Genomic DNA, 19322 nt, shown 5'->3' on the forward strand with positions numbered 1-19322 from the left:
CTTTCGAGGCCAGCCTGCACCGCAGCGGCGGCCGCCGGGTGCAACAGGGTCGGCATGACTTGTTCGCACGGAGCAACCAATTGCACTTCGTAGCCGCCGAGGGTCAGGTCGTTGGCGAACTCGCAGCCGATCAGACCGGCGCCGAGCAGCAGCACGCGGCGCTTGCCGGCCGCCGCCGCACGGAAGCGTGCGTAGTCTTCCAGGTCGTTGATGGGGAATACGCAGTCCGCCGCGTCGCCTTCAATGGGCACGCGCACGGTTTCGGCGCCCCAGGCCAGGATCAGGTCGCGGTAGATCACCGCTTCTTCACCGATCCACAGGCGCTTGTGGCCCGGGTCGATGCCGCTGATGCGCGTGTGGGTGCGTATTTCGGCCTTGAGCTGTTCGGCCATGGCGCCGGGTTCGGCCATGCTCAGGCCGTCGGCGTCCTTGTTTTTGCCGAAGCCGGTGGAGAGCATCGGCTTGGAGTAGGAGCGCCCGTCATCGGCGGTAATCAGCAGCAGCGGGGTTTCGCTATCGAGTTTGCGAAACTCGCGGGCCACGTTGTAGCCAGCCAGGCCGGTGCCAATGATTACGACAGGTGCGTTCATTCCTTACTCCTCAATTATTCAGGCAGCGATTTCAATCATTTCAAAATCCATTTTGCCCACACCGCAGTCCGGGCACAGCCAGTCTGCCGGGACGTCTTCCCAACGGGTGCCCGGCGCAATGCCGTCATCCGGCCAACCGTCGGCTTCGTTGTAGATCAGGCCGCAGACGATACATTGCCACTTTTTCATCAGGTACTTCCTCAGGGTTCAGGCGTTTTGCCGGCCGGACGGTCGATAGTTGCAGCACTGCCGTCCAACTCAGCGCGTTTTGTACTGATCGGGGGCGTCAGATGCAAGCCTGTTCGGCGCAACGGCAGGCCATTTCAATCGATATCGGCGGCTGACATGTTAAGCTCGCCGCCTCATTTGCTGCCAATAATGACTCATTGTGCATCACACAGAATCCCCCTCTCCAGCTCCTTTCTGGCTCTCGCGCAGCGAACTGGCGCCCCTCCCCGATGCTTCTACCCTCGACTGGCTGTTCGACGAAGGCTCGCTGACCAGACGTCTGATTCATCTGTCGAATGATGCCTTCAGCGTCTCGCCAATGTTCGAAGGCTGGCAGTTCTTGCGCGCCGACGAATGTGCAGCGCTGGACCTGGCCGACGGCAGTGAAGGCTGGGTGCGCGAGGTGTATTTGCGCGGTCATGGCCAGGCGTGGGTGTTTGCGCGCAGCGTGGCGTCACGCAGTGCATTGCAAGGCGACGGCTTGCACATGGACGAACTGGGCAGCCGCTCGCTGGGTGAACTGCTATTTTGCGATCAGGCCTTTCAGCGCCGAGCCATCGAGGTTTGTCATTATCCGCAAGCATGGCTGCCCGCCGAGGTGCAATCGCCTGAACTGTGGGGCCGCCGCTCTCGTTTCGATCGCGGCGCCTTGAGCGTTTTGGTGGCTGAAATCTTCCTGCCGCCCCTGTGGAACGCAGCCCGCGCCCAACCGGAGAACCGTTGATGTACCAAAGCCTGCTCAAGTCCTTGAACCGCTTGAACCCTCGGGCATGGGATTTCATTCAACTGACCCGCATGGACAAGCCGATCGGCATTTACCTGCTGCTCTGGCCAACGCTGTGGGCACTGTGGATTGCCGGCAAGGGTTCGCCGTCCCTGGCCAACATTGTGATTTTCGTCCTCGGCGTGGTGCTGACCCGCGCCGGTGGCTGCGTGATCAACGACTGGGCGGACCGCAAGGTTGATGGCCATGTGAAGCGTACCGAACAGCGGCCGCTGGTGAGCGGCAAGATCAGCTCCAAAGAAGCGCTGGTGTTCTTTGCATTGCTGATGGGCGTGAGTTTCCTGCTGGTACTGTGCACCAACGCTACGACCATTTGGCTGTCGCTGGGCGGCCTGGCGCTGGCGTTCAGCTACCCGTTCATGAAGCGCTACACCTATTACCCGCAAGTGGTGCTGGGTGCGGCGTTTTCCTGGGGCATGCCGATGGCGTTCACCGCTGAAACCGGTGAACTGCCGGCAGCCGCGTGGCTGCTGTACATCGCCAACCTGTTGTGGACGGTGGGCTACGACACCTATTACGCGATGACCGACCGCGACGATGACTTGAAGATCGGCGTGAAGTCCACGGCGATTCTATTTGGCGAGGCGGACCGGGTGATCATCCTGACCCTGCAAGGGTTGGCGTTGGGTTGCCTGCTGCTGGCGGGGTCGAAGTTTGACCTCGGCGGCTGGTTCCACCTCGGATTGCTGGTAGCGGCGGGCTGCTTTGCGTGGGAGTTCTGGTACACCCGCGACAAGGACCGGATGCGTTGCTTCAAGGCTTTTTTGCACAATCATTGGGCGGGTTTGGCGATTTTCGTCGGGATTGTGCTGGATTACGCGTTGCGTTGACCGCTGGAAAAGATCGCAGCCTGCGCCAGCTCCAACAGAGGGGATGGAGCGACCGCAGGCTGTGACTGTTTACGGCGCAGGCGAATCGCTTATTTATGCTCGCGCATTACGTGCCAGACGTCCTTCATATTGTCGCCTACCATGTCACCGGGTTTTTTGTCCTTCATGAAGGTGTAAAGCGGTTTGCCGTCATAGGCCCACTGCATCTTACCGTCGTCACGCTTGATCGTGCTCCACTTGCCTTCAGCCTTGGCACCCGCCGGCGCCATCATTGGTGGCCAGTACTCGGCGCACTCGCCGTTGCACATCGACTTGCCGCCCGCGTCCTTGTCGTACGTGTAGACCGTCATGCCTTTGTGATCGACCATCATGCCGTCTTTCATCATCGCCGGGTCGGCAGCCAAGGCCAGTGTCGGCAACGTTAACGCAGCAGTGACCAGCAAAGCCTTCCAGGATTGAGCAATGTAGTTCATGGAAACCTTCCTTTTGTGGTTGTCAGGATTCGGAATTAGAGCTTAGCCCAGGATCCAGCCAATCGCCGGTCAACTAAAATACTGTCACACGACTGCAATAATTCCGTTATCTAATGCGGCGCAAGACAGTTAAATGACAAGAGGATTAAGGGCATGGTTGGCAGGAGCATTCTGATCGTCGACGACGAAGCGCCTATTCGCGAAATGATCGCCGTTGCGTTGGAAATGGCCGGCTATGACTGCCTGGAGGCTGAAAACTCCCAGCAGGCCCACGCCATTATCGTCGACCGCAAACCGGACCTGATCCTGCTCGACTGGATGCTGCCCGGCACGTCCGGCATCGAACTGGCCCGTCGTCTCAAGCGTGATGAACTGACCGGGGACATCCCGATCATCATGCTCACCGCCAAGGGTGAAGAGGACAACAAGATCCAGGGCCTGGAAGTCGGCGCCGACGACTACATCACCAAGCCGTTTTCCCCGCGTGAGCTGGTGGCGCGCCTGAAGGCCGTGCTGCGTCGTGCCGGCCCGACCGATGGCGAAGCACCGATCGAAGTCGGCGGCCTGCTGCTGGACCCGATCAGCCATCGCGTGACCATCGACGGCCGTCCTGCCGAGATGGGCCCGACCGAATACCGCCTGCTGCAATTCTTCATGACCCACCAGGAGCGCGCCTACACGCGTGGCCAGTTGCTGGATCAGGTCTGGGGCGGCAACGTCTACGTTGAAGAGCGTACCGTCGACGTGCACATTCGACGTCTGCGCAAAGCCCTCGGCGATGCTTACGAAAATCTGGTACAAACCGTGCGCGGCACCGGGTACCGCTTTTCTACCAAAGCCTGACCCGGACCTTTACCGCCCGACAAGCTGACAAGGACGCGCGTCAAGTGAACCAAAACTGGCATGGCACCCTGATTCGCCACATGCTGCTGCTGGTCACCACCTGCCTGGTGATCGGCCTGATTACCGGCTATTACGGCTGGAGCCTTGCCGCAGGCCTGGGTCTTTATCTGGCCTGGACCCTCAAGCAGTTACTGCGTCTGCATGAGTGGCTGCGCCTGCACAAACCCGATGAAGCACCACCCGACGGCTACGGCCTGTGGGGCGAGGTGTTCGACAGCATCTACCACCTGCAACGCCGCGACCAGCGGGTACGCGGGCGCTTGCAAGCGGTGATCGACCGGGTTCAGGAATCCACCGCCGCGCTGAAAGACGCGGTGATCATGCTCGACACCGACGGCAACCTGGAATGGTGGAACCGCGCCGCCGAAACCCTGCTGGGCCTCAAGACGCCACAGGACAGCGGCCAACCGGTGACCAACCTGGTGCGCCATCCGCGTTTCAAGGAATACTTCGAGCAAGACAGTTACGCCGAGCCGCTGGAAATCCCCTCGCCGACCAACGACCGTGTACGCATCCAGTTGTACATCACCCGTTACGGCAACAACGAACACTTGATGCTGGTGCGCGATGTGACGCGCATCCATCAGCTGGAACAGATGCGCAAAGACTTCATCGCCAACGTTTCCCATGAATTGCGTACACCGTTGACGGTGATCTGCGGCTACCTGGAAACCCTGCTCGATAACGTCGACGAGGTGAACCCGCGCTGGGGCCGTGCCTTGCAGCAGATGCAGCAACAAGGCGGACGCATGCAGACCCTGCTCAACGACCTGCTGTTGCTGGCCAAGCTGGAAGCCACCGATTATCCGTCGGACAACCAGCCGGTGCCGATCGATTGCTTGCTGCAATCGATCAAGAGCGATGCCCAGCAACTGTCCGGCCAGAAGAACCAGCGCATTACCCTGGAAGCCGACCCGACGATTCTGCTCAAGGGCAGCGAGGCGGAGTTGCGCAGCGCGTTTTCCAACCTGGTGTTCAACGCGGTGAAATACACCCCGGCCGAAGGCAACATCCGCATTCGCTGGTGGGGTGATGACCAGGGCGCGCATCTGAGCGTGCAGGATTCCGGGATCGGCATCGATGCCAAACACCTGCCGCGCCTGACCGAACGTTTCTACCGCGTCGATTCCAGCCGCAACTCCAACACCGGTGGCACCGGTCTGGGGCTGGCGATCGTCAAACACGTTTTGTTACGACATCGGGCACGAATGGAGATCAGCAGTGTGCCGGGCCACGGCAGTACTTTTACTTGCCACTTTGCGCCGGCTCAAGTCACCAAATCACGGGTTATCAGCACCACTGACTGATACCGGCCAGCACGTGCCACTAGGCAACCGCCATGTCAGCCGCTACATTGGCTGACTTGCGCCTGCCTTTCAGGCGCGGTTTTTACTTCCCTTTCGAATACACGGAACCCGCAAAACTCCATCATGGACCCTTCCCCTGGCTTGACCCTCGCTACAATTTTCGCCGACTTCGGCATGATTCTTTTTGCTCTGATCCTGGTTTTGCTCAACGGATTTTTCGTTGCGGCGGAATTTGCCATGGTCAAGCTGCGCTCGACCCGGGTCGAGGCCATCGCTGATAAAAACGGCTGGCGCGGGCACATCCTGCGCACCGTGCACAGTCAGCTCGATGCCTACCTGTCGGCCTGCCAATTGGGTATCACTCTCGCCTCCCTGGGCCTGGGTTGGGTTGGTGAACCTGCGTTCGCGCACCTCCTGGCACCCGTGCTGAGTGCCGTGGGCGTCGATTCCGCCGAAGTGGTCAAGGCGATTTCGTTCTTCACCGCCTTCTTCATCATTTCGTACCTGCACATCGTGGTCGGCGAACTGGCCCCGAAATCCTGGGCGATCCGCAAACCCGAATTGCTGTCGCTGTGGACCGCCGTGCCGCTGTACCTGTTCTACTGGGCCATGTACCCGGCCATCTACCTGCTCAACGCCAGCGCCAACCAGATCCTGCGCATCGCCGGCCAGGGTGAACCCGGCCCGCACCATGAGCACCATTACAGCCGCGAAGAACTGAAACTGATCCTGCACTCCAGCCGTGGTCAGGACCCGAGCGACCAAGGCATGCGTGTATTGGCCTCGGCGGTGGAAATGGGTGAGCTGGAAGTGGTCGACTGGGCCAACTCCCGCGAAGACCTGGTGACCCTGGAGTTCAACGCACCGCTCAAGCAGATCCTGGCGATGTTCCGTCGCCACAAGTTCAGCCGCTATCCGGTGTACGACAGCGAACGCCAGGAGTTCGTCGGCCTGCTGCACATCAAGGATCTGCTGCTGGAACTGGCGGCGCTCGACCACATTCCCGAGTCGTTCAACCTCGCCGAACTGACCCGCCCGCTGGAACGCGTGTCGCGGCACATGCCGCTGTCGCAGTTGCTGGAACAGTTCCGCAAGGGCGGCTCGCACTTCGCCGTGGTCGAAGAGGCCGACGGCAACATCATCGGCTACCTGACCATGGAAGACGTGCTGGAAGTGCTGGTGGGCGATATCCAGGACGAACACCGCAAGGCCGAACGCGGGATCCTCGCGTATCAGCCGGGCAAGCTGCTGGTGCGGGGTGATACGCCGCTGTTCAAGGTTGAACGACTGCTGGGCATCGACCTCGACCACGTCGAAGCCGAAACCCTTGCCGGGCTGGTCTACGAGAGCCTTAAGCGCGTTCCCGAAGAGGAAGAAGTGCTGGAAGTCGAAGGCCTGCGGATCATCATCAAGAAGATGAAAGGGCCGAAGATTGTTCTGGCCAAGGTGTTGATGCTGGACTGATCTGTAGCTGACGGGCTTTTTGTGGCGAGGGGGCTTGCCCCCGTTCGGCTGCGTAGCAGTCGTAAACCCAACTGCGCGGTATATGGATAAACGAGGTGACTGGACTCAGGGCCGCTTTGCAGCCCAACGGGGGCAAGCCCCCTCACCACAATTGATCGCCATCGCCTTCACTGCTTGCCCAACGCAAAGTTGGGCAGCGCGCTGACCGGCTGGTTGAACTGGTATGGAATCGACACCAGCCCCAACCCGGTATTGCGCTGCACCACGAAGTGCAAATGCGGCCCGGTGCTGTTGCCGGTGTTACCGGACAACGCCAGTGCACTACCCACATTTACCCGCTGACCTTCCCGAACGCAGACCGAGCCTTTCTTCAGGTGCAGGTAAACGCCCATGGTCCCGTCATCGTGCAACACCCGCACGAAATTGCCGGATGCATCGGTACCGCGCCCGCTCTGTCTATTCTCGGTTTTCACCACCACCCCGCCCCGCGCTGCAATGATCGGCGTGCCCTCAGGCATCGCAATGTCGATGGCGTAGCGGCTCTTGGGCCCAAAGTGGCTGTAGGGCCCATTGGCGCCCTGGCTGATCCGGAACGGCCCGCCACGCCAGGGCAACGGGTACCGATAGCCCACCGTGGGCCCTGAGGGGTCGCCCAGGGAGTACTTGAACTTCGGAACGTAGGCGAGCGGCCGTCCCGCTTTAGTCGCCGTGAGCTGTGCCAGACGAACACTGGTGCGTTGCGGTATCACGCGCCGAATCGTCTGCCCCGGCGTCCCGCTGGCGTTCTTCACCCCGGCGAAACTCAATTCGACCTCTACCGGTGCATACAGGTCATTGCGCACGTACACGCTGTGCACGCCTTTCTTCTTCATGATGATGAGGCGCACCTGACGCTCAAGGTGCTCGACCATGCCATCGCGAAAAACGAATACATGGGCGCCTTTGCTTGGGCGGTCGCTGTAGGAAACCACGCCATAAGCGTCTTTGGACTTGTAGATGGTCATGGCCATGGCCGAGGTGGCGACCATGAACAGGCCACATAAAAACAGCAGGCGCGTGAACATGAGCAAGGATTCTGTCGAGTGAGATCTGGGATTGAGCCTAGCAGCTGCAATGGACCCGGGTAGTCGGCAGATGTTTCAGAATGGGTGTTCAGCAGATGTGCGGTAACAGTGATGGCCCCTTCGCGAGCAAGCTCGCTCCCACAGGATTCACGCCGGACCTGTGGGAGCGAGCTTGCTCGCGATGGCGGACTATCAGGCGACGCGCCTTAAGCGCCAGGAATGAAGTGCTTCTGCGCCGTACCACGCGCAATCAGGCGCGAGATGTAATCGAGCTTCTGCGCATCCTGGTCGACAAAGCGGAAAGTCAGTTGCAGCCAGTCGCTGTCGGGCTTCGGTTCGTGAGCCACGACGGCGTGCAGGTAGCCGTTGAGGCGGGCGACTTCGGCGTTGTCGCCCTGCTCCAGATCCAGCACGGCGCTGTCGAGGATCTGCGGCAACGTCTCGGTGCGCTTGACCACCAACAGGGCTTCCTTGAGGCTCAAGGCCTTGATCACGCATTGCTGGATGCCGTTCGGCAAACGCAGTTGACCCTGGCCACGGCTACTGGCGGTTGCCGAAGAGGCCGCCGGTGCCTTGACCGGCGGGTTGTTGAGTAAGCCTTTGGACGGTGCGGGTGCGGCCGTTGGCGTGGCGACAGGAGCCTTGCCGCCGGTCAATGCGCTCAGGGAATCGTTACCGAATGCCGGACTCGTTTTGGTCGCGGCTACGTTGATCAAGGCGTCGAGTTTGCCGACCTTGTGCAGCGCCTGCTTGACCTTGGTGATCAGTTGCTCGTTGGTGAACGGCTTGCTGACGTATCCGGATACCCCGGCCTGGATCGCCTGGACGACGTTCTCCTTGTCGCCACGACTGGTCACCATCACGAAGGGCATGGCCTTGAGGTTGTGTTGCTCACGACACCAGGTCAGCAGTTCCAGGCCGGACATTTCCGGCATTTCCCAATCGCACAGGACCAGGTCGAATGCTTCCTTTACCAGCATGGCCTGGGCCTTTCTGCCGTTGATCGCGTCTTCGATCCTCATGCCCGGGAAATAATTGCGCAGGCACTTCTTCACCAGGTCACGAATGAACGACGCGTCGTCCACGACCAACACACTGACCTTACTCATCCACCACCCCTTTAAAAAATCCCGGCCAGCATACCGCTTTGCTGATGGCACATTGCCAAAACCTTCAGTCACGCCGGACTTTTCGTTCACGGGTGCTGCTTTTCGAATTCGTCAGCCGCAAACAAAAACGCCCGGCCAATAGGCCGGGCGCTTTACTTGGGCAACCTTACTTATCGTCAGTTTTGCCCGGAACATTAGCGGTTTCGCCACTGGTTCCTTCAACTTCTTCCTTCATGCGCTTGAGGCCCAGGTGCCGCACGTCTGTGCCGCGCACCAGGTAAATCACCAGCTCCGAGATGTTGCGCGCGTGGTCGCCGATACGCTCCAGCGAACGCAGTACCCAAATAATGCTCAGAACCCGCGAAATAGAACGCGGGTCTTCCATCATGTAGGTGGCCAGCTCACGCAGGGCGGTCTTGTATTCGCGGTCGATGATCTTGTCGTACTGCGCCACCGACAAGGCCAGCTCGGCGTCGAAACGGGCAAAGGCGTCCAGTGCATCACGGACCATGTTGCGCACCTGGTCGCCGATGTGGCGCACCTCGACGTAACCGCGTGGCGCTTCGCCTTCCTCGCACAGCTGGATGGCACGACGGGCGATCTTGGTCGCTTCGTCACCGATGCGCTCCAGGTCGATCACCGATTTGGAAATGCTGATGATCAGGCGCAGGTCGGACGCTGCCGGCTGACGACGGGCCAGAATGCGCAGGCATTCTTCGTCGATGTTGCGTTCCATCTGGTTGATCTGGTCGTCGATCTCGCGCACCTGCTGGGCCAGGCCGGAGTCGGCCTCTATCAGCGCGGTGACCGCGTCGTTGACCTGCTTCTCGACCAGCCCGCCCATGGCCAGGAGGTGGCTGCGCACTTCCTCCAGTTCGGCGTTGAACTGCTGGGAGATATGGTGTGTAAGGCCTTCCTTAGAAATCATTGTGTTCGCTCCGCAAAAGCGTTTAACCAAGAGCTGCAAGCTACAAGCTGCAAGCTGTGTTGTGGTGAACTCAAAACCGCATAGCTTCTGACTTGCCGCTTGAAGCTTGCGGCTTGTAGCTGCCTCAACTAGCCATAGCGACCGGTGATGTAGTCTTCGGTCTGCTTCTTCGCCGGATTGGTGAACAGCGTATCGGTGTCACCAAACTCGACCAGCTTGCCCATGTACATGAACGCCGTGTAGTCGGACACCCGCGCGGCCTGCTGCATGTTGTGGGTCACGATCACGATGGTGAACTTGGATTTCAGTTCGTAGATCAGCTCTTCGACTTTCAGCGTGGAGATCGGGTCGAGTGCCGAGCACGGTTCGTCGAGCAACAGCACTTCCGGCTCAACGGCGATGGTGCGGGCAATCACCAGACGCTGCTGCTGACCACCGGACAGGCCCAGTGCCGACTCGTGCAGACGGTCCTTGACCTCGTCCCACAATGCCGCGCCTTTCAGGGCCCACTCGACGGCTTCGTCGAGTACGCGCTTCTTGTTGATGCCCTGGATGCGCAGGCCGTAAACCACGTTTTCGTAGATGGTTTTCGGGAACGGGTTCGGCTTCTGGAACACCATGCCGACGCGACGACGCAGCTCGGCCACGTCTTCGCCCTTGCGGTAGATGTTGCTGCCGTACAGGTTGATCTCGCCTTCGACGCGGCAGCCGTCAACCAGGTCGTTCATGCGGTTGAAGGTGCGCAGCAGCGTCGACTTGCCACAGCCGGACGGACCGATGAAGGCGGTCACGCGCTGTTTCGGGATGTTCATGCTGACGTCGTACAGCGCTTGTTTTTCGCCGTAGAACAGGCTCAGGCCCGGCACTTCGATGGCCACGGTTTCCTGCTCGAGGTTCAGGCTCTGTTTGTCGCGACCCAGCGCCGACATGTTGATGCCGTGGGTATGTGCTTCGTGCTGCATGGGAGGCTCCCTGTGCTAACAAATTCGGTTCGGGGCCGCAGGCCAAGCCTGCGGTTACACAATTCTTCTGTAGGAGCGAGCTTGCTCGCGATGGTCGTTCAGGCACAGAAAATGTGTCGGATGTACCGCCTTCGCGAGCAAGCTCGCTCCTACAGGGTTATCAGCTATCCAGCGCTTTGTACTTCTCGCGCAGGTGGTTACGGATGTACACCGCCGACAGGTTCAAGGTCGCGATCACCAGCACCAACAGCAGCGCCGTGGCGTACACCAGCGGTCGTGCGGCTTCGACGTTCGGGCTCTGGAAGCCGACGTCATAGATATGGAAGCCCAGGTGCATGATCTTCTGGTCCAGGTGCAGGTACGGGTAGTTACCGTCCACCGGCAACGACGGCGCCAGTTTCACCACACCCACCAGCATCAGCGGCGCCACTTCACCCGCGGCGCGAGCCACGGCGAGGATCATGCCGGTCATCATCGCCGGGCTGGCCATCGGCAACACTATCTTCCACAAGGTTTCAGCCTTGGTCGCGCCGAGGGCCAACGAGCCTTCACGCACGGTGCGAGGAATCCGCGCCAGGCCTTCTTCGGTGGCCACGATCACCACCGGTACCGCCAGCAGCGCCAGGGTCAACGAAGCCCAGAGCAGGCCCGGTGTGCCGAAAGTCGGTGCCGGCAGTGCTTCCGGGAAGAACAGACGGTCGAGCGAACCACCCAGCACGTAGACGAAGAAGCCCAGGCCGAACACGCCGTAAACGATGGCCGGAACGCCCGCCAGGTTATTCACCGCGATGCGGATCACCCGGGTCAGCGCATTCTGCTTGGCGTACTCACGCAGGTACACCGCCGCCAGCACGCCGAACGGGGTCACGATCATCGCCATGATCAGGGTCATCATCACGGTGCCGAAGATGGCCGGGAAGATCCCGCCTTCGGTGTTCGCTTCACGCGGGTCGTCGCTCAGGAACTCCCAGACCTTGCTGAAGTAGAAACCGATCTTGGTGGTCGTGCTCATGGCGTTCGGCTGGTAGGCGTGAACCACTTTGCCGATGCCGATTTCGATTTCCTTGCCGTTCGCATCACGAGCCGTCAGGCTGTCACGGTTGAACTGCGCATGCAGGTCGCTCAGGCGCGCTTCAACATCCTGATAGCGAGCATTGAGCTCGGCACGCTCCGATTCCATGTCCGCTTGTGCGGTGGCGTCGAGTTTGCCTTCCAGCTCCAGCTTGCGACCGTGCAAGCGGATGCGCTCGAGACCGGCGTTGATCGCGCCGATGTCGGTTTTTTCCAGGTTCTTGAGCTGCGCAGCCAGCTTGTTCACGCGGTCGACACGGGCCTGCAACTCAGGCCATGCGGCTTCGCCTTCAGCGATGACCTTGCCATCCTGTTTGACGTTGACCAGGTAACCGTAGAAGTTGCCCCACTCGCGACGCTCGATCGCCATCAGCTCCGGCGGCGTCGTCTGGTTGGTCAGCCACTCGCCGACGATCCAGGTGAAGTCGTTGCCGTTCAGGTCACGGTTGCCGACCTTGATCAGCTCGCGGGTCATGAACTCCGGGCCCTGCTCAGGCACCGGCAAGCCGGCGCTCTTCAAGCGCGCACGGGGCACTTCTTCCTTCTGTACCACTTCGCCGATGACCAGGTGCTGGCCCTGGCCCGGTACGTCGTAGCTGGCGTGGATCAGATCCGCCGGCCAGAAGTGACCCAGGCCGCGCACGGCAATCACTGCCAGCAGGCCAATGGTCATGATGACCGCGATGGACACCGCGCCACCGCTGATCCAGACGCCGGGGGCGCCGCTCTTGAACCATCCATTCAGGGAGTTCTGTTTCACAGACTTCTACCTTTCTTAAAGCGACGAGTATTTCTTGCGCAGACGCTGACGAATCAGTTCTGCGAGGGTGTTCATGACGAAGGTGAACAACAGCAGCACCAGCGCCGAGAGGAACAGCACGCGGTAGTGGCTGCCGCCGACTTCCGATTCGGGCATTTCCACTGCAACGTTGGCCGCCAGGGTGCGCAGGCCTTCGAACAAGTTCATTTCCATGACCGGGGTGTTACCGGTAGCCATCAACACAATCATGGTTTCACCGACCGCACGGCCCATGCCGATCATCAGCGCCGAGAAGATGCCCGGGCTCGCGGTGAGGATTACCACGCGGGTCATGGTCTGCCACGGCGTGGCACCCAGGGCCAGGGAGCCCAGGGTCAAGCCGCGAGGCACGCTGAACACGGCGTCTTCGGCGATGGAATAGATGTTCGGGATAACCGCGAAGCCCATGGCCAGGCCAACCACCAGGGCGTTGCGCTGGTCGTAGGTGATGCCCAGGTCGTGGGAGATCCACATGCGCATGTCACCGCCGAAGAACCAGTTCTCCATGAACGGGCTCATGTACAGCGACAGCCAGCCCACAAACAGGATCACCGGAATCAGCAGCGCACTTTCCCAACCATCTGGGACTTTCAGGCGGATCGACTCAGGCAGGCGGCTGAAGGTGAAACCGGCGACCAGGATGCCGATCGGCAGCAACATCAGCAGGCTGAAGATGCCCGGCAAGTGCCCTTCCACATACGGCGCGAGGAACAGACCGGCGAAGAAACCGAGGATCACCGTCGGCATCGCTTCCATCAGCTCGATCACCGGCTTGACCTTGCGGCGCATGCCCGGCGCCATGAAGTACGCGGTGTAGATCGCAGCGGCAACGGCCAGTGGAGCGGCCAGCAGCATGGCATAGAACGCGGCCTTCAGGGTACCGAAGGTCAGCGGCGACAGGCTCAGCTTGGGTTCGAAGTCGGTGTTGGCGGCGGTCGATTGCCAGACGTATTTAGGCTCGTCGTAGTTCTCGTACCAGACCTTGCTCCACAGCGCACTCCACGACACTTCCGGGTGCGGGTTATCGAGCAGCAGCGGATGCAGCTTGCCGCCAGCTTCGACGATCACACGGTTGGCGCGAGGCGACAGACCGAAAATGCCCTGGCCTTCAGCAACCGGCTCCACCAGCAATGTGCGGTGGGCGGTGCTGTGGAACACGCCAAGCTTGCCGGAAGCGTCGAGGGCAACGAAGCCCTTGCGGCGTTCTTCGGCGGTGATTTCAACGATAGGCGTGGTGCCCATCTGGAAGGTGCGGATTTGCTTCAGACGTTGTTCGCCATCGGGGTCGCGAGCCATGAACCACTGGGCCAGGCCACCTTTGGAGTCACCGATGATCAGCGAAATGCCGCCCACCAGCTGGGTGCTGGCGGTGACTTGCGCTTCACCGTCTTCAAGCAGTTTGTAGCGACCGTTGAGGCTCTTGTCGCGCAGGCTGAACACGTCGGCCTGGGCACGACCGTTAATCACATACAGCCACTGCTGACGCGGGTCGACGAAGATATTCTTCACCGGCTCGTTCATCTGCGGCAGGTCGATGCGCTTCTGCTCGTTGGTGATTTCGCCGGTCATCATGTTCTCTTCGCTGGTCAGCGACAGAACATTGAGTTGCGAACCGGTGGCGCCAACCAGCATCAGGGTCGAGTCGTTGGCGTTGAGGCTGACGTGTTCCAACGCACCGCCGGCTTCGTTCACCGCGATTGGCGCTTCGCCGTACGGGTACTCGACGGCCGGGGTGATGGTTTTCTTGCCATCCGGGTAGCTGACTTTATAGGTGTGACGGAACACCAGGGCCTGGCCGTTGGACAGACCCACCACCACCAACGGGTGACCTGGCTGGTCTTCACCGATGGAGGTCACGGTGGTGCCGGCCGGAATCGACAAATCGACGCGCTTGAGTTCGGCGCCACTGTCGATGTCGAAGAACAATGCCTGGCCCTTGTCGGAAACCCGCATCGCAACCTGGTTTTGTTCTTCCAGAGAGATCATCAGCGGCTTGCCGGCGTCTTGCATCCAGGCTGGCGTGATGGCGTCCTTGGCGGTCAGGCTGGCACCCTGAAACAGGGGCGCGACGACGTAGGCAAGGAAGAAGAAAATCAAGGTGATCGCGCCCAGTACAGCGAGGCCGCCAACGAGGACGTACCAGCGAGTCAGGCGATCTTTGAGCGCGCGAATGCGGCGCTTGCGTTGTAGCTCAGGCGTATTGAAGTCAATTCGCTTGGGGGGATTAGTAGTCATGTTGGAATTGGCCAGATCATTCATGCGCACACCCTAGCGATCCTGTATGACAGAAAGATGACAATGCAGTGACGCAACAAATCCGCCGCTAGCGGTAACCAGCAGTGGATAGATAATTTGAGGTGTATGGGGGCGGCTCCTGCCGCCCCCATGTGAGTCCGAGGGGTTCACCTCGGACTCAATTTGTTACTTTTTTGCGACTTCAGCGCCGCCTTCCGCCAGACCCAGGTCAGCCAGAGCTTTGGCAGCTACTTTGGCCGGCAGAGGGATGTAACCGTCTTTCACTACAACTTCCTGACCCTGTTTCGACAGAACCAGTTTTACGAACTCGGCTTCCAGCGGGGCCAGAGGCTTGTTCGGGGCTTTGTTCACGTATACGTACAGGAAGCGGGACAGTGGGTACTTGCCGTTCAGGGCGTTTTCTTCAGTGTCTTCGATGAACTCGGTGCTGCCTTTCTTCGACAGAGCAACGGTTTTCACGCTAGCGGTTTTGTAACCGATCCCCGAGTAACCGATGCCGTTCAGCGAGGAGCTGATCGACTGAACGACCGAAGCCGAACCTGGTTGTTCGTTCACGTTAGGCTTGTAGTCGCCTTTGCACAGGGCTTCTTCCTTGAAGTAGCCGTAGGTGCCGGATACCGAGTTACGACCGAACAGTTGAACCGGCTTGTTGGCCAGGTCGCCGGTCACGCCCAGGTCACCCCAGGTTTTGACTTCGGTTTTAGCGCCGCACAGACGAGTGGACGAGAAGATCGCGTCGACCTGTTCCATGGTCAGGTGCTGGATCGGGTTGTCCTTGTGGACGAATACAGCCAGGGCGTCCACGGCAACCGGGATAGCGGTTGGCTTGTAGCCGTACTTCTGCTCGAAGGCAGCCAGTTCGGTGTCCTTCATCTTGCGGCTCATCGGGCCCAGGTTGGAGGTGCCTTCAGTCAACGCAGGTGGCGCAGTGGCGGAGCCAGCGGCCTGAATCTGGATGTTTACGTTCGGGTATTCTTTTTTGTAGTTCTCAGCCCAGAGGGTCATGAGGTTGGCCAGGGTGTCGGAACCAACGCTGGACAGGTTGCCCGACACACCAGTGGTCTTGGTGTAGCTCGGGATAGCAGGGTCAACAGCGGCAACCGCATTGGCAGTCGCAACGCCAGCAGCGACAAAAGTCATTGCCGCCATCAAACGCTTCAGTTTCATGCCTTACTCCTAGCAGATAGGGTGTGTTAAGTCGGGGCCAAGTATCAGCAGGCCGTGTGAACACTCTATGGCTGAAATATGACAATTGGATGAATGGCCAGTATTTGGATTTTTTGCAGGATGATTCGCGTCGCCTGCCTTCGCGAGCAAGCCCGCTCCCACAGTTGACCGCGCTCCTCCAGGAGAGATGCGATCGAATGTGGGAGCGGGCTTGCTCGCGAAGGCGTCAGTGCAGTCGCTGAGAAAGGTCGCTTAGCGCCCTTTTTTCCAGAGGTAGGCGCCCACTACAATCCCGACCCCACACAGCACCGCCACATAATAAGCAGGCCCCATTGGGCTTTCCTTGAGCAACAGGCTGACGATCATCGGTGTCAGGCCGCCGAAGATGGCGTAGGCCACGTTGTAGGAGAACGACAAGCCGCTGAATCTCACTACCGGCGGGAAAGCCTTGACCATCACGTAGGGCACCGCGCCGATGGTGCCGACCAGCAGACCGGTCACCGCGTACATCGGAAACAGCCAGTCGGGATGATCGGCCAGGCTGTGATAGAAGGTCCAGGAACTGGCCAGCAATGCCGCGCAGCCAAGGACGAAGACTCGCCCCGCGCCGAAGCGATCCGCCAGTGCGCCAGCAATGATGCAACCAAAACTCAGGAACACGATCGCCACGCTGTTCGCCTGCAGGGACGTGGTTGGCGAGAAGTGATAGACCGTCTGCAACACGGTTGGCGTCATCAGGATCAACACCACGATGGCAGCGGACAGCAGCCAGGTCAGCAGCATCGAAATGGCGATGGCGCCACGATGGTCACGCAGCACCGCACGCAACGGCACCTCTTCAGCCAGGGCTTTGCGTAGTTGCAGCTCGGCGAATATCGGGGTTTCGTGCAACCAGCGACGCAGGTACACCGCGAACAGGCCGAACACGCCACCCAGCAGGAACGGGATTCGCCAGGCGTAATCCGCCACTTCCACCGGGGTATAAATGCTGTTGATCGCCGTGGCGACCAGGGAGCCTAAAAGGATGCCCGCCGTCAGGCCGCTGGTCAGGGTGCCGCAGGCGTAGCCGACATGACGTTGCGGAACGTGTTCGGAAACGAAGACCCACGCTCCCGGCACTTCACCGCCAATGGCCGCGCCCTGAATCACCCGCATCAACAGCAGCAGGATCGGTGCCCACATTCCAATCTGCGCATAGGTCGGCAACAAACCCATGATCAGCGTCGGCACCGCCATCATGAAAATGCTCAGGGTGAACATTTTCTTGCGACCCAGCAGGTCGCCGAAGTGCGCCATCACGATGCCGCCCAGCGGCCGTGCCAGGTAGCCGGCGGCGAAGATGCCGAAGGTCTGCATCAGGCGTAGCCACTCGGGCATGTCCGCCGGGAAGAACAGCTTGCCCACCACCGTGGCGAAGAACACGAAAATGATGAAGTCGTAGAACTCCAGCGCGCCGCCCAGGGCAGACAGCGATAGAGTCTTGTAATCGTTGCGGGTCAGCGGACGTGCGGGTTGGTCTGGCTGCGCGATGCTCGAGGGCGCTGTGGTCATGGCAAGGGCTTCTCTTATAGTCGGATCTGCAACCTCAACAACGCTGGCTGAGGTTTGGGCAGGTCCGGCACGATAGCAAATTGTTCGAAAAAGCACATAGAGGTGCATTTTTGACGGTCAAAATGAGAACCGGACGGTCGTCGCGGAGTCTACCGACCGATATACTCAAAGCCTGCTCCGGTTTTTGAGGGGTTGCTGTGCGAAAGCGCCTGTCAGGTTCATAGGCGATTTCGCAGAGTTTCCCTTTAGGCGCCTTATGGAAAACGTGACGAACGTAGTATGTTCGGTGCTGAATCGTTTTTCCCGAAGACGGCTACCACCAGCAATACCAACGAAGAGTCACGGGTCAGAGGCCCCCCGGCATGATAGAGCTCGAACAAGAAGATCCGATCCCGCAAGGCGACCTGGCCTTGCAAATCACCGCGCTCCCTCGCGAAACCAACGGCTTTGGCGATATTTTCGGCGGCTGGCTGGTGGCGCAGATGGATTTGGCAGGCACCGCGATGGCCAGCAAGGTCGCCGGTGGACGCGTTGCCACCGTTGCGATCGACCGCATGGCCTTTCTGGTTCCGGTGGCGGTGGGTGCTCAACTCTCCTTTTATACCCAGGCCCTGGAAATCGGCCGCAGCTCGATCAAGATGATGGTCGAGGTCTGGAGCGACGATCCGTTGTCCAGCGAGTGGCGTAAAGTAACCGAAGCGGTGTTTGTGTTCGTTGCCATCGACGGCAGCGGCCGCACCCGTTCGGTTCCGCCCAGGGCTCGATAAAGAGCTTCTAAACCTTGGTAGCCGTTTTGCGGTCGATAGTCGTCCACGTTACTGATCGAGAGCTGTCCCATGAGTACGCCCAATGTTGAAGCCGTAAAACTGGATGAACTGAACTGCTGGCGTATCCGCCACGGTCAGGCCGAATTACTGGTGGCCCAGCAAGGTGCGCACATCCTCAGTTATCAACTTGCCGGCCAACCGCCGCTTATCTGGCTCAACGACGAGGCCGTGTTCAAGACCGGCAAGAGCATCCGTGCCGGCGTGCCGGTGTGCTGGCCGTGGTTCGGCAACTTTGCGCGCAACCCGCAAAGCGTGCAGGCGATGCATGTCAGCGGTGAAGCGCCGTCGGCTCACGGCTTCGTGCGAGCGATGGATTGGGAACTGGGCGGCATCGAAGCCGAAGGCGAAAGCCTGAAGGTTGAATTCCTCCTGCCCTACCCCGAAGGCGGCTTTCCCGGCTGGCCGCACCAGGTGGACTTGACGCTGAGCATTCGCCTCGACGAGCAACTGCACATCCATCTGACCAGCCACAACCGGGGTTCTGAAATGGTCAGCATCAGCCAGGCGCTGCACAGCTACTTTGCCGTCAGCGACGTGCGCGACGTGCACGTCGAAGGTGTGGACGGCCTCAGCTACATCGAAACCCTGGACAACTGGAAAACCGTGACTCAGACCGGTGATCTGCGTTTTACCGGCGAGACCGATCGCATCTACCTCGACGTCCCGCCGCAGCTGAGCATCGTCGATCCGGCCTGGGAGCGACGCATCGTACTGACCAGCAGCGGATCGCGTACGGCGGTGATCTGGAACCCGTGGATCGACCGCGCCGCCGCGTTCAGCGACATGGCCGACGTCGGCTGGCAGCGCATGCTGTGCATCGAAACGGCGAACGTGATGGGCGATGTGGTGAACCTGGTGCCTGGGGCCAGTCACACCTTGGGCGTGAGCGTAGGCAGCAAATCTCTCTAACACCATAAATCACTGTGGAGCGAGCTTGCTTGCGATGGCGGCGTAACAGGCAACCTCTAAGTTGAATGTTATGGCCTCATCGCGAGCAAGCTCGCTCCCA

The 19322-nt window shown here is 60.0% G+C and carries 18 protein-coding genes; 7 read left to right on the forward strand and 11 right to left on the reverse strand.

The features are described 5' to 3' along the window. Together PMI29_RS22815 and PMI29_RS22810 are read right to left on the reverse strand one after the other, a co-directional pair. Positions 1-590 (reverse strand): FAD-dependent oxidoreductase (locus PMI29_RS22815; RefSeq protein ID WP_007995382.1); only part of this gene is annotated, 590 nt, incomplete at its 3' end. Between the two features lie 18 nt (positions 591-608). Further along, entirely contained in the window at positions 609-779 is a 171-nt protein-coding gene (locus tag PMI29_RS22810; protein WP_007995385.1) for a rubredoxin, read from the reverse strand. A gap of 199 nt (positions 780-978) precedes the next feature. Between PMI29_RS22810 and PMI29_RS22805 the strand changes: the two genes are divergently transcribed. Together PMI29_RS22805 and ubiA are read left to right on the forward strand one after the other, a co-directional pair. Beyond that, a complete protein-coding gene (locus PMI29_RS22805; protein WP_007995387.1) occupies positions 979-1542 on the forward strand; it encodes a chorismate--pyruvate lyase family protein in 564 nt (187 codons plus the stop codon). Next, positions 1542-2432, forward strand: a complete 891-nt coding sequence (gene ubiA, locus PMI29_RS22800; RefSeq protein WP_007995389.1) for a 4-hydroxybenzoate octaprenyltransferase — start codon at positions 1542-1544, stop codon at positions 2430-2432. Before PMI29_RS22805 ends, ubiA begins: the two co-directional genes overlap by 1 nt. Positions 2433-2521: 89 nt before the next feature. On the opposite strand, the gene PMI29_RS22795 is transcribed toward ubiA, so the two are convergent. Then, positions 2522-2905, reverse strand: coding sequence for a COG4315 family predicted lipoprotein (locus PMI29_RS22795; protein WP_007995391.1), 384 nt, complete (start codon positions 2903-2905; stop codon positions 2522-2524). 153 nt (positions 2906-3058) lie between these two features. Between PMI29_RS22795 and phoB the strand changes: the two genes are divergently transcribed. The 3 genes from phoB to PMI29_RS22780 all read left to right on the forward strand — a co-directional run bounded on the left by phoB (position 3059) and on the right by PMI29_RS22780 (position 6579). Continuing rightward, positions 3059-3748 (forward strand): phosphate regulon transcriptional regulator PhoB, encoded by a 690-nt coding sequence (phoB, locus tag PMI29_RS22790; RefSeq protein ID WP_003229608.1) that lies wholly within the window; start codon positions 3059-3061, stop codon positions 3746-3748. Between the two features lie 80 nt (positions 3749-3828). Continuing rightward, entirely contained in the window at positions 3829-5115 is a 1287-nt protein-coding gene (gene phoR, locus PMI29_RS22785; protein ID WP_238541637.1) for a phosphate regulon sensor histidine kinase PhoR, read from the forward strand. A gap of 123 nt (positions 5116-5238) precedes the next feature. Next, positions 5239-6579 (forward strand): hemolysin family protein, encoded by a 1341-nt coding sequence (locus PMI29_RS22780; protein ID WP_007992853.1) that lies wholly within the window; start codon positions 5239-5241, stop codon positions 6577-6579. Positions 6580-6746: 167 nt separating this feature from the next. On the opposite strand, the gene PMI29_RS22775 is transcribed toward PMI29_RS22780, so the two are convergent. The 8 genes from PMI29_RS22775 to PMI29_RS22740 all read right to left on the reverse strand — a co-directional run bounded on the left by PMI29_RS22775 (position 6747) and on the right by PMI29_RS22740 (position 17486). Beyond that, positions 6747-7643, reverse strand: a complete 897-nt coding sequence (locus PMI29_RS22775) for a peptidoglycan DD-metalloendopeptidase family protein (RefSeq protein WP_007995395.1) — start codon at positions 7641-7643, stop codon at positions 6747-6749. Positions 7644-7849: 206 nt separating this feature from the next. Next, positions 7850-8752 carry a response regulator gene (locus PMI29_RS22770; RefSeq protein ID WP_007995398.1) on the reverse strand — a complete coding sequence of 301 codons (903 nt, stop codon included), beginning with the start codon at positions 8750-8752 and terminating at the stop codon, positions 7850-7852. Positions 8753-8918: 166 nt separating this feature from the next. Beyond that, the gene (gene phoU / locus PMI29_RS22765) at positions 8919-9680 is read right to left on the reverse strand and encodes a phosphate signaling complex protein PhoU (RefSeq protein ID WP_007992846.1); all 762 of its coding nucleotides are present in this window, start codon (positions 9678-9680) and stop codon (positions 8919-8921) included. Positions 9681-9808: 128 nt separating this feature from the next. Then, positions 9809-10642, reverse strand: coding sequence for a phosphate ABC transporter ATP-binding protein PstB (gene pstB / locus PMI29_RS22760; protein ID WP_007995399.1), 834 nt, complete (start codon positions 10640-10642; stop codon positions 9809-9811). A 160-nt stretch (positions 10643-10802) separates the two neighbouring features. Further along, positions 10803-12473, reverse strand: coding sequence for a phosphate ABC transporter permease PstA (gene pstA, locus PMI29_RS22755; RefSeq protein ID WP_007995402.1), 1671 nt, complete (start codon positions 12471-12473; stop codon positions 10803-10805). A 15-nt stretch (positions 12474-12488) separates the two neighbouring features. Further along, positions 12489-14771 (reverse strand): ABC transporter permease subunit, encoded by a 2283-nt coding sequence (locus tag PMI29_RS22750; protein WP_007995404.1) that lies wholly within the window; start codon positions 14769-14771, stop codon positions 12489-12491. Between the two features lie 162 nt (positions 14772-14933). Further along, positions 14934-15935: a phosphate ABC transporter substrate-binding protein PstS gene (locus PMI29_RS22745; protein ID WP_007992839.1), complete on the reverse strand. Its 1002-nt coding sequence runs from the start codon at positions 15933-15935 to the stop codon at positions 14934-14936. A gap of 252 nt (positions 15936-16187) precedes the next feature. Next, on the reverse strand, positions 16188-17486 hold the full coding sequence (locus tag PMI29_RS22740) for an MFS transporter (protein ID WP_007995407.1): 1299 nt from the start codon (positions 17484-17486) through the stop codon (positions 16188-16190). A gap of 362 nt (positions 17487-17848) precedes the next feature. Here PMI29_RS22740 and PMI29_RS22735 point away from each other — a divergent pair, with 362 nt between their 5' ends. Together PMI29_RS22735 and PMI29_RS22730 are read left to right on the forward strand one after the other, a co-directional pair. After that, complete coding sequence (locus tag PMI29_RS22735) at positions 17849-18253, forward strand: acyl-CoA thioesterase (protein ID WP_007942704.1); 405 nt, start codon at positions 17849-17851, stop codon at positions 18251-18253. Between the two features lie 69 nt (positions 18254-18322). Continuing rightward, a complete protein-coding gene (locus PMI29_RS22730) occupies positions 18323-19222 on the forward strand; it encodes a D-hexose-6-phosphate mutarotase (RefSeq protein ID WP_007995409.1) in 900 nt (299 codons plus the stop codon). The last annotated feature ends 100 nt before the right edge of the window (positions 19223-19322 follow it).

The sequence above is a fragment of the Pseudomonas sp. GM49 genome (genome assembly GCF_000282355.1).
GTDB lineage: Bacteria > Pseudomonadota > Gammaproteobacteria > Pseudomonadales > Pseudomonadaceae > Aquipseudomonas.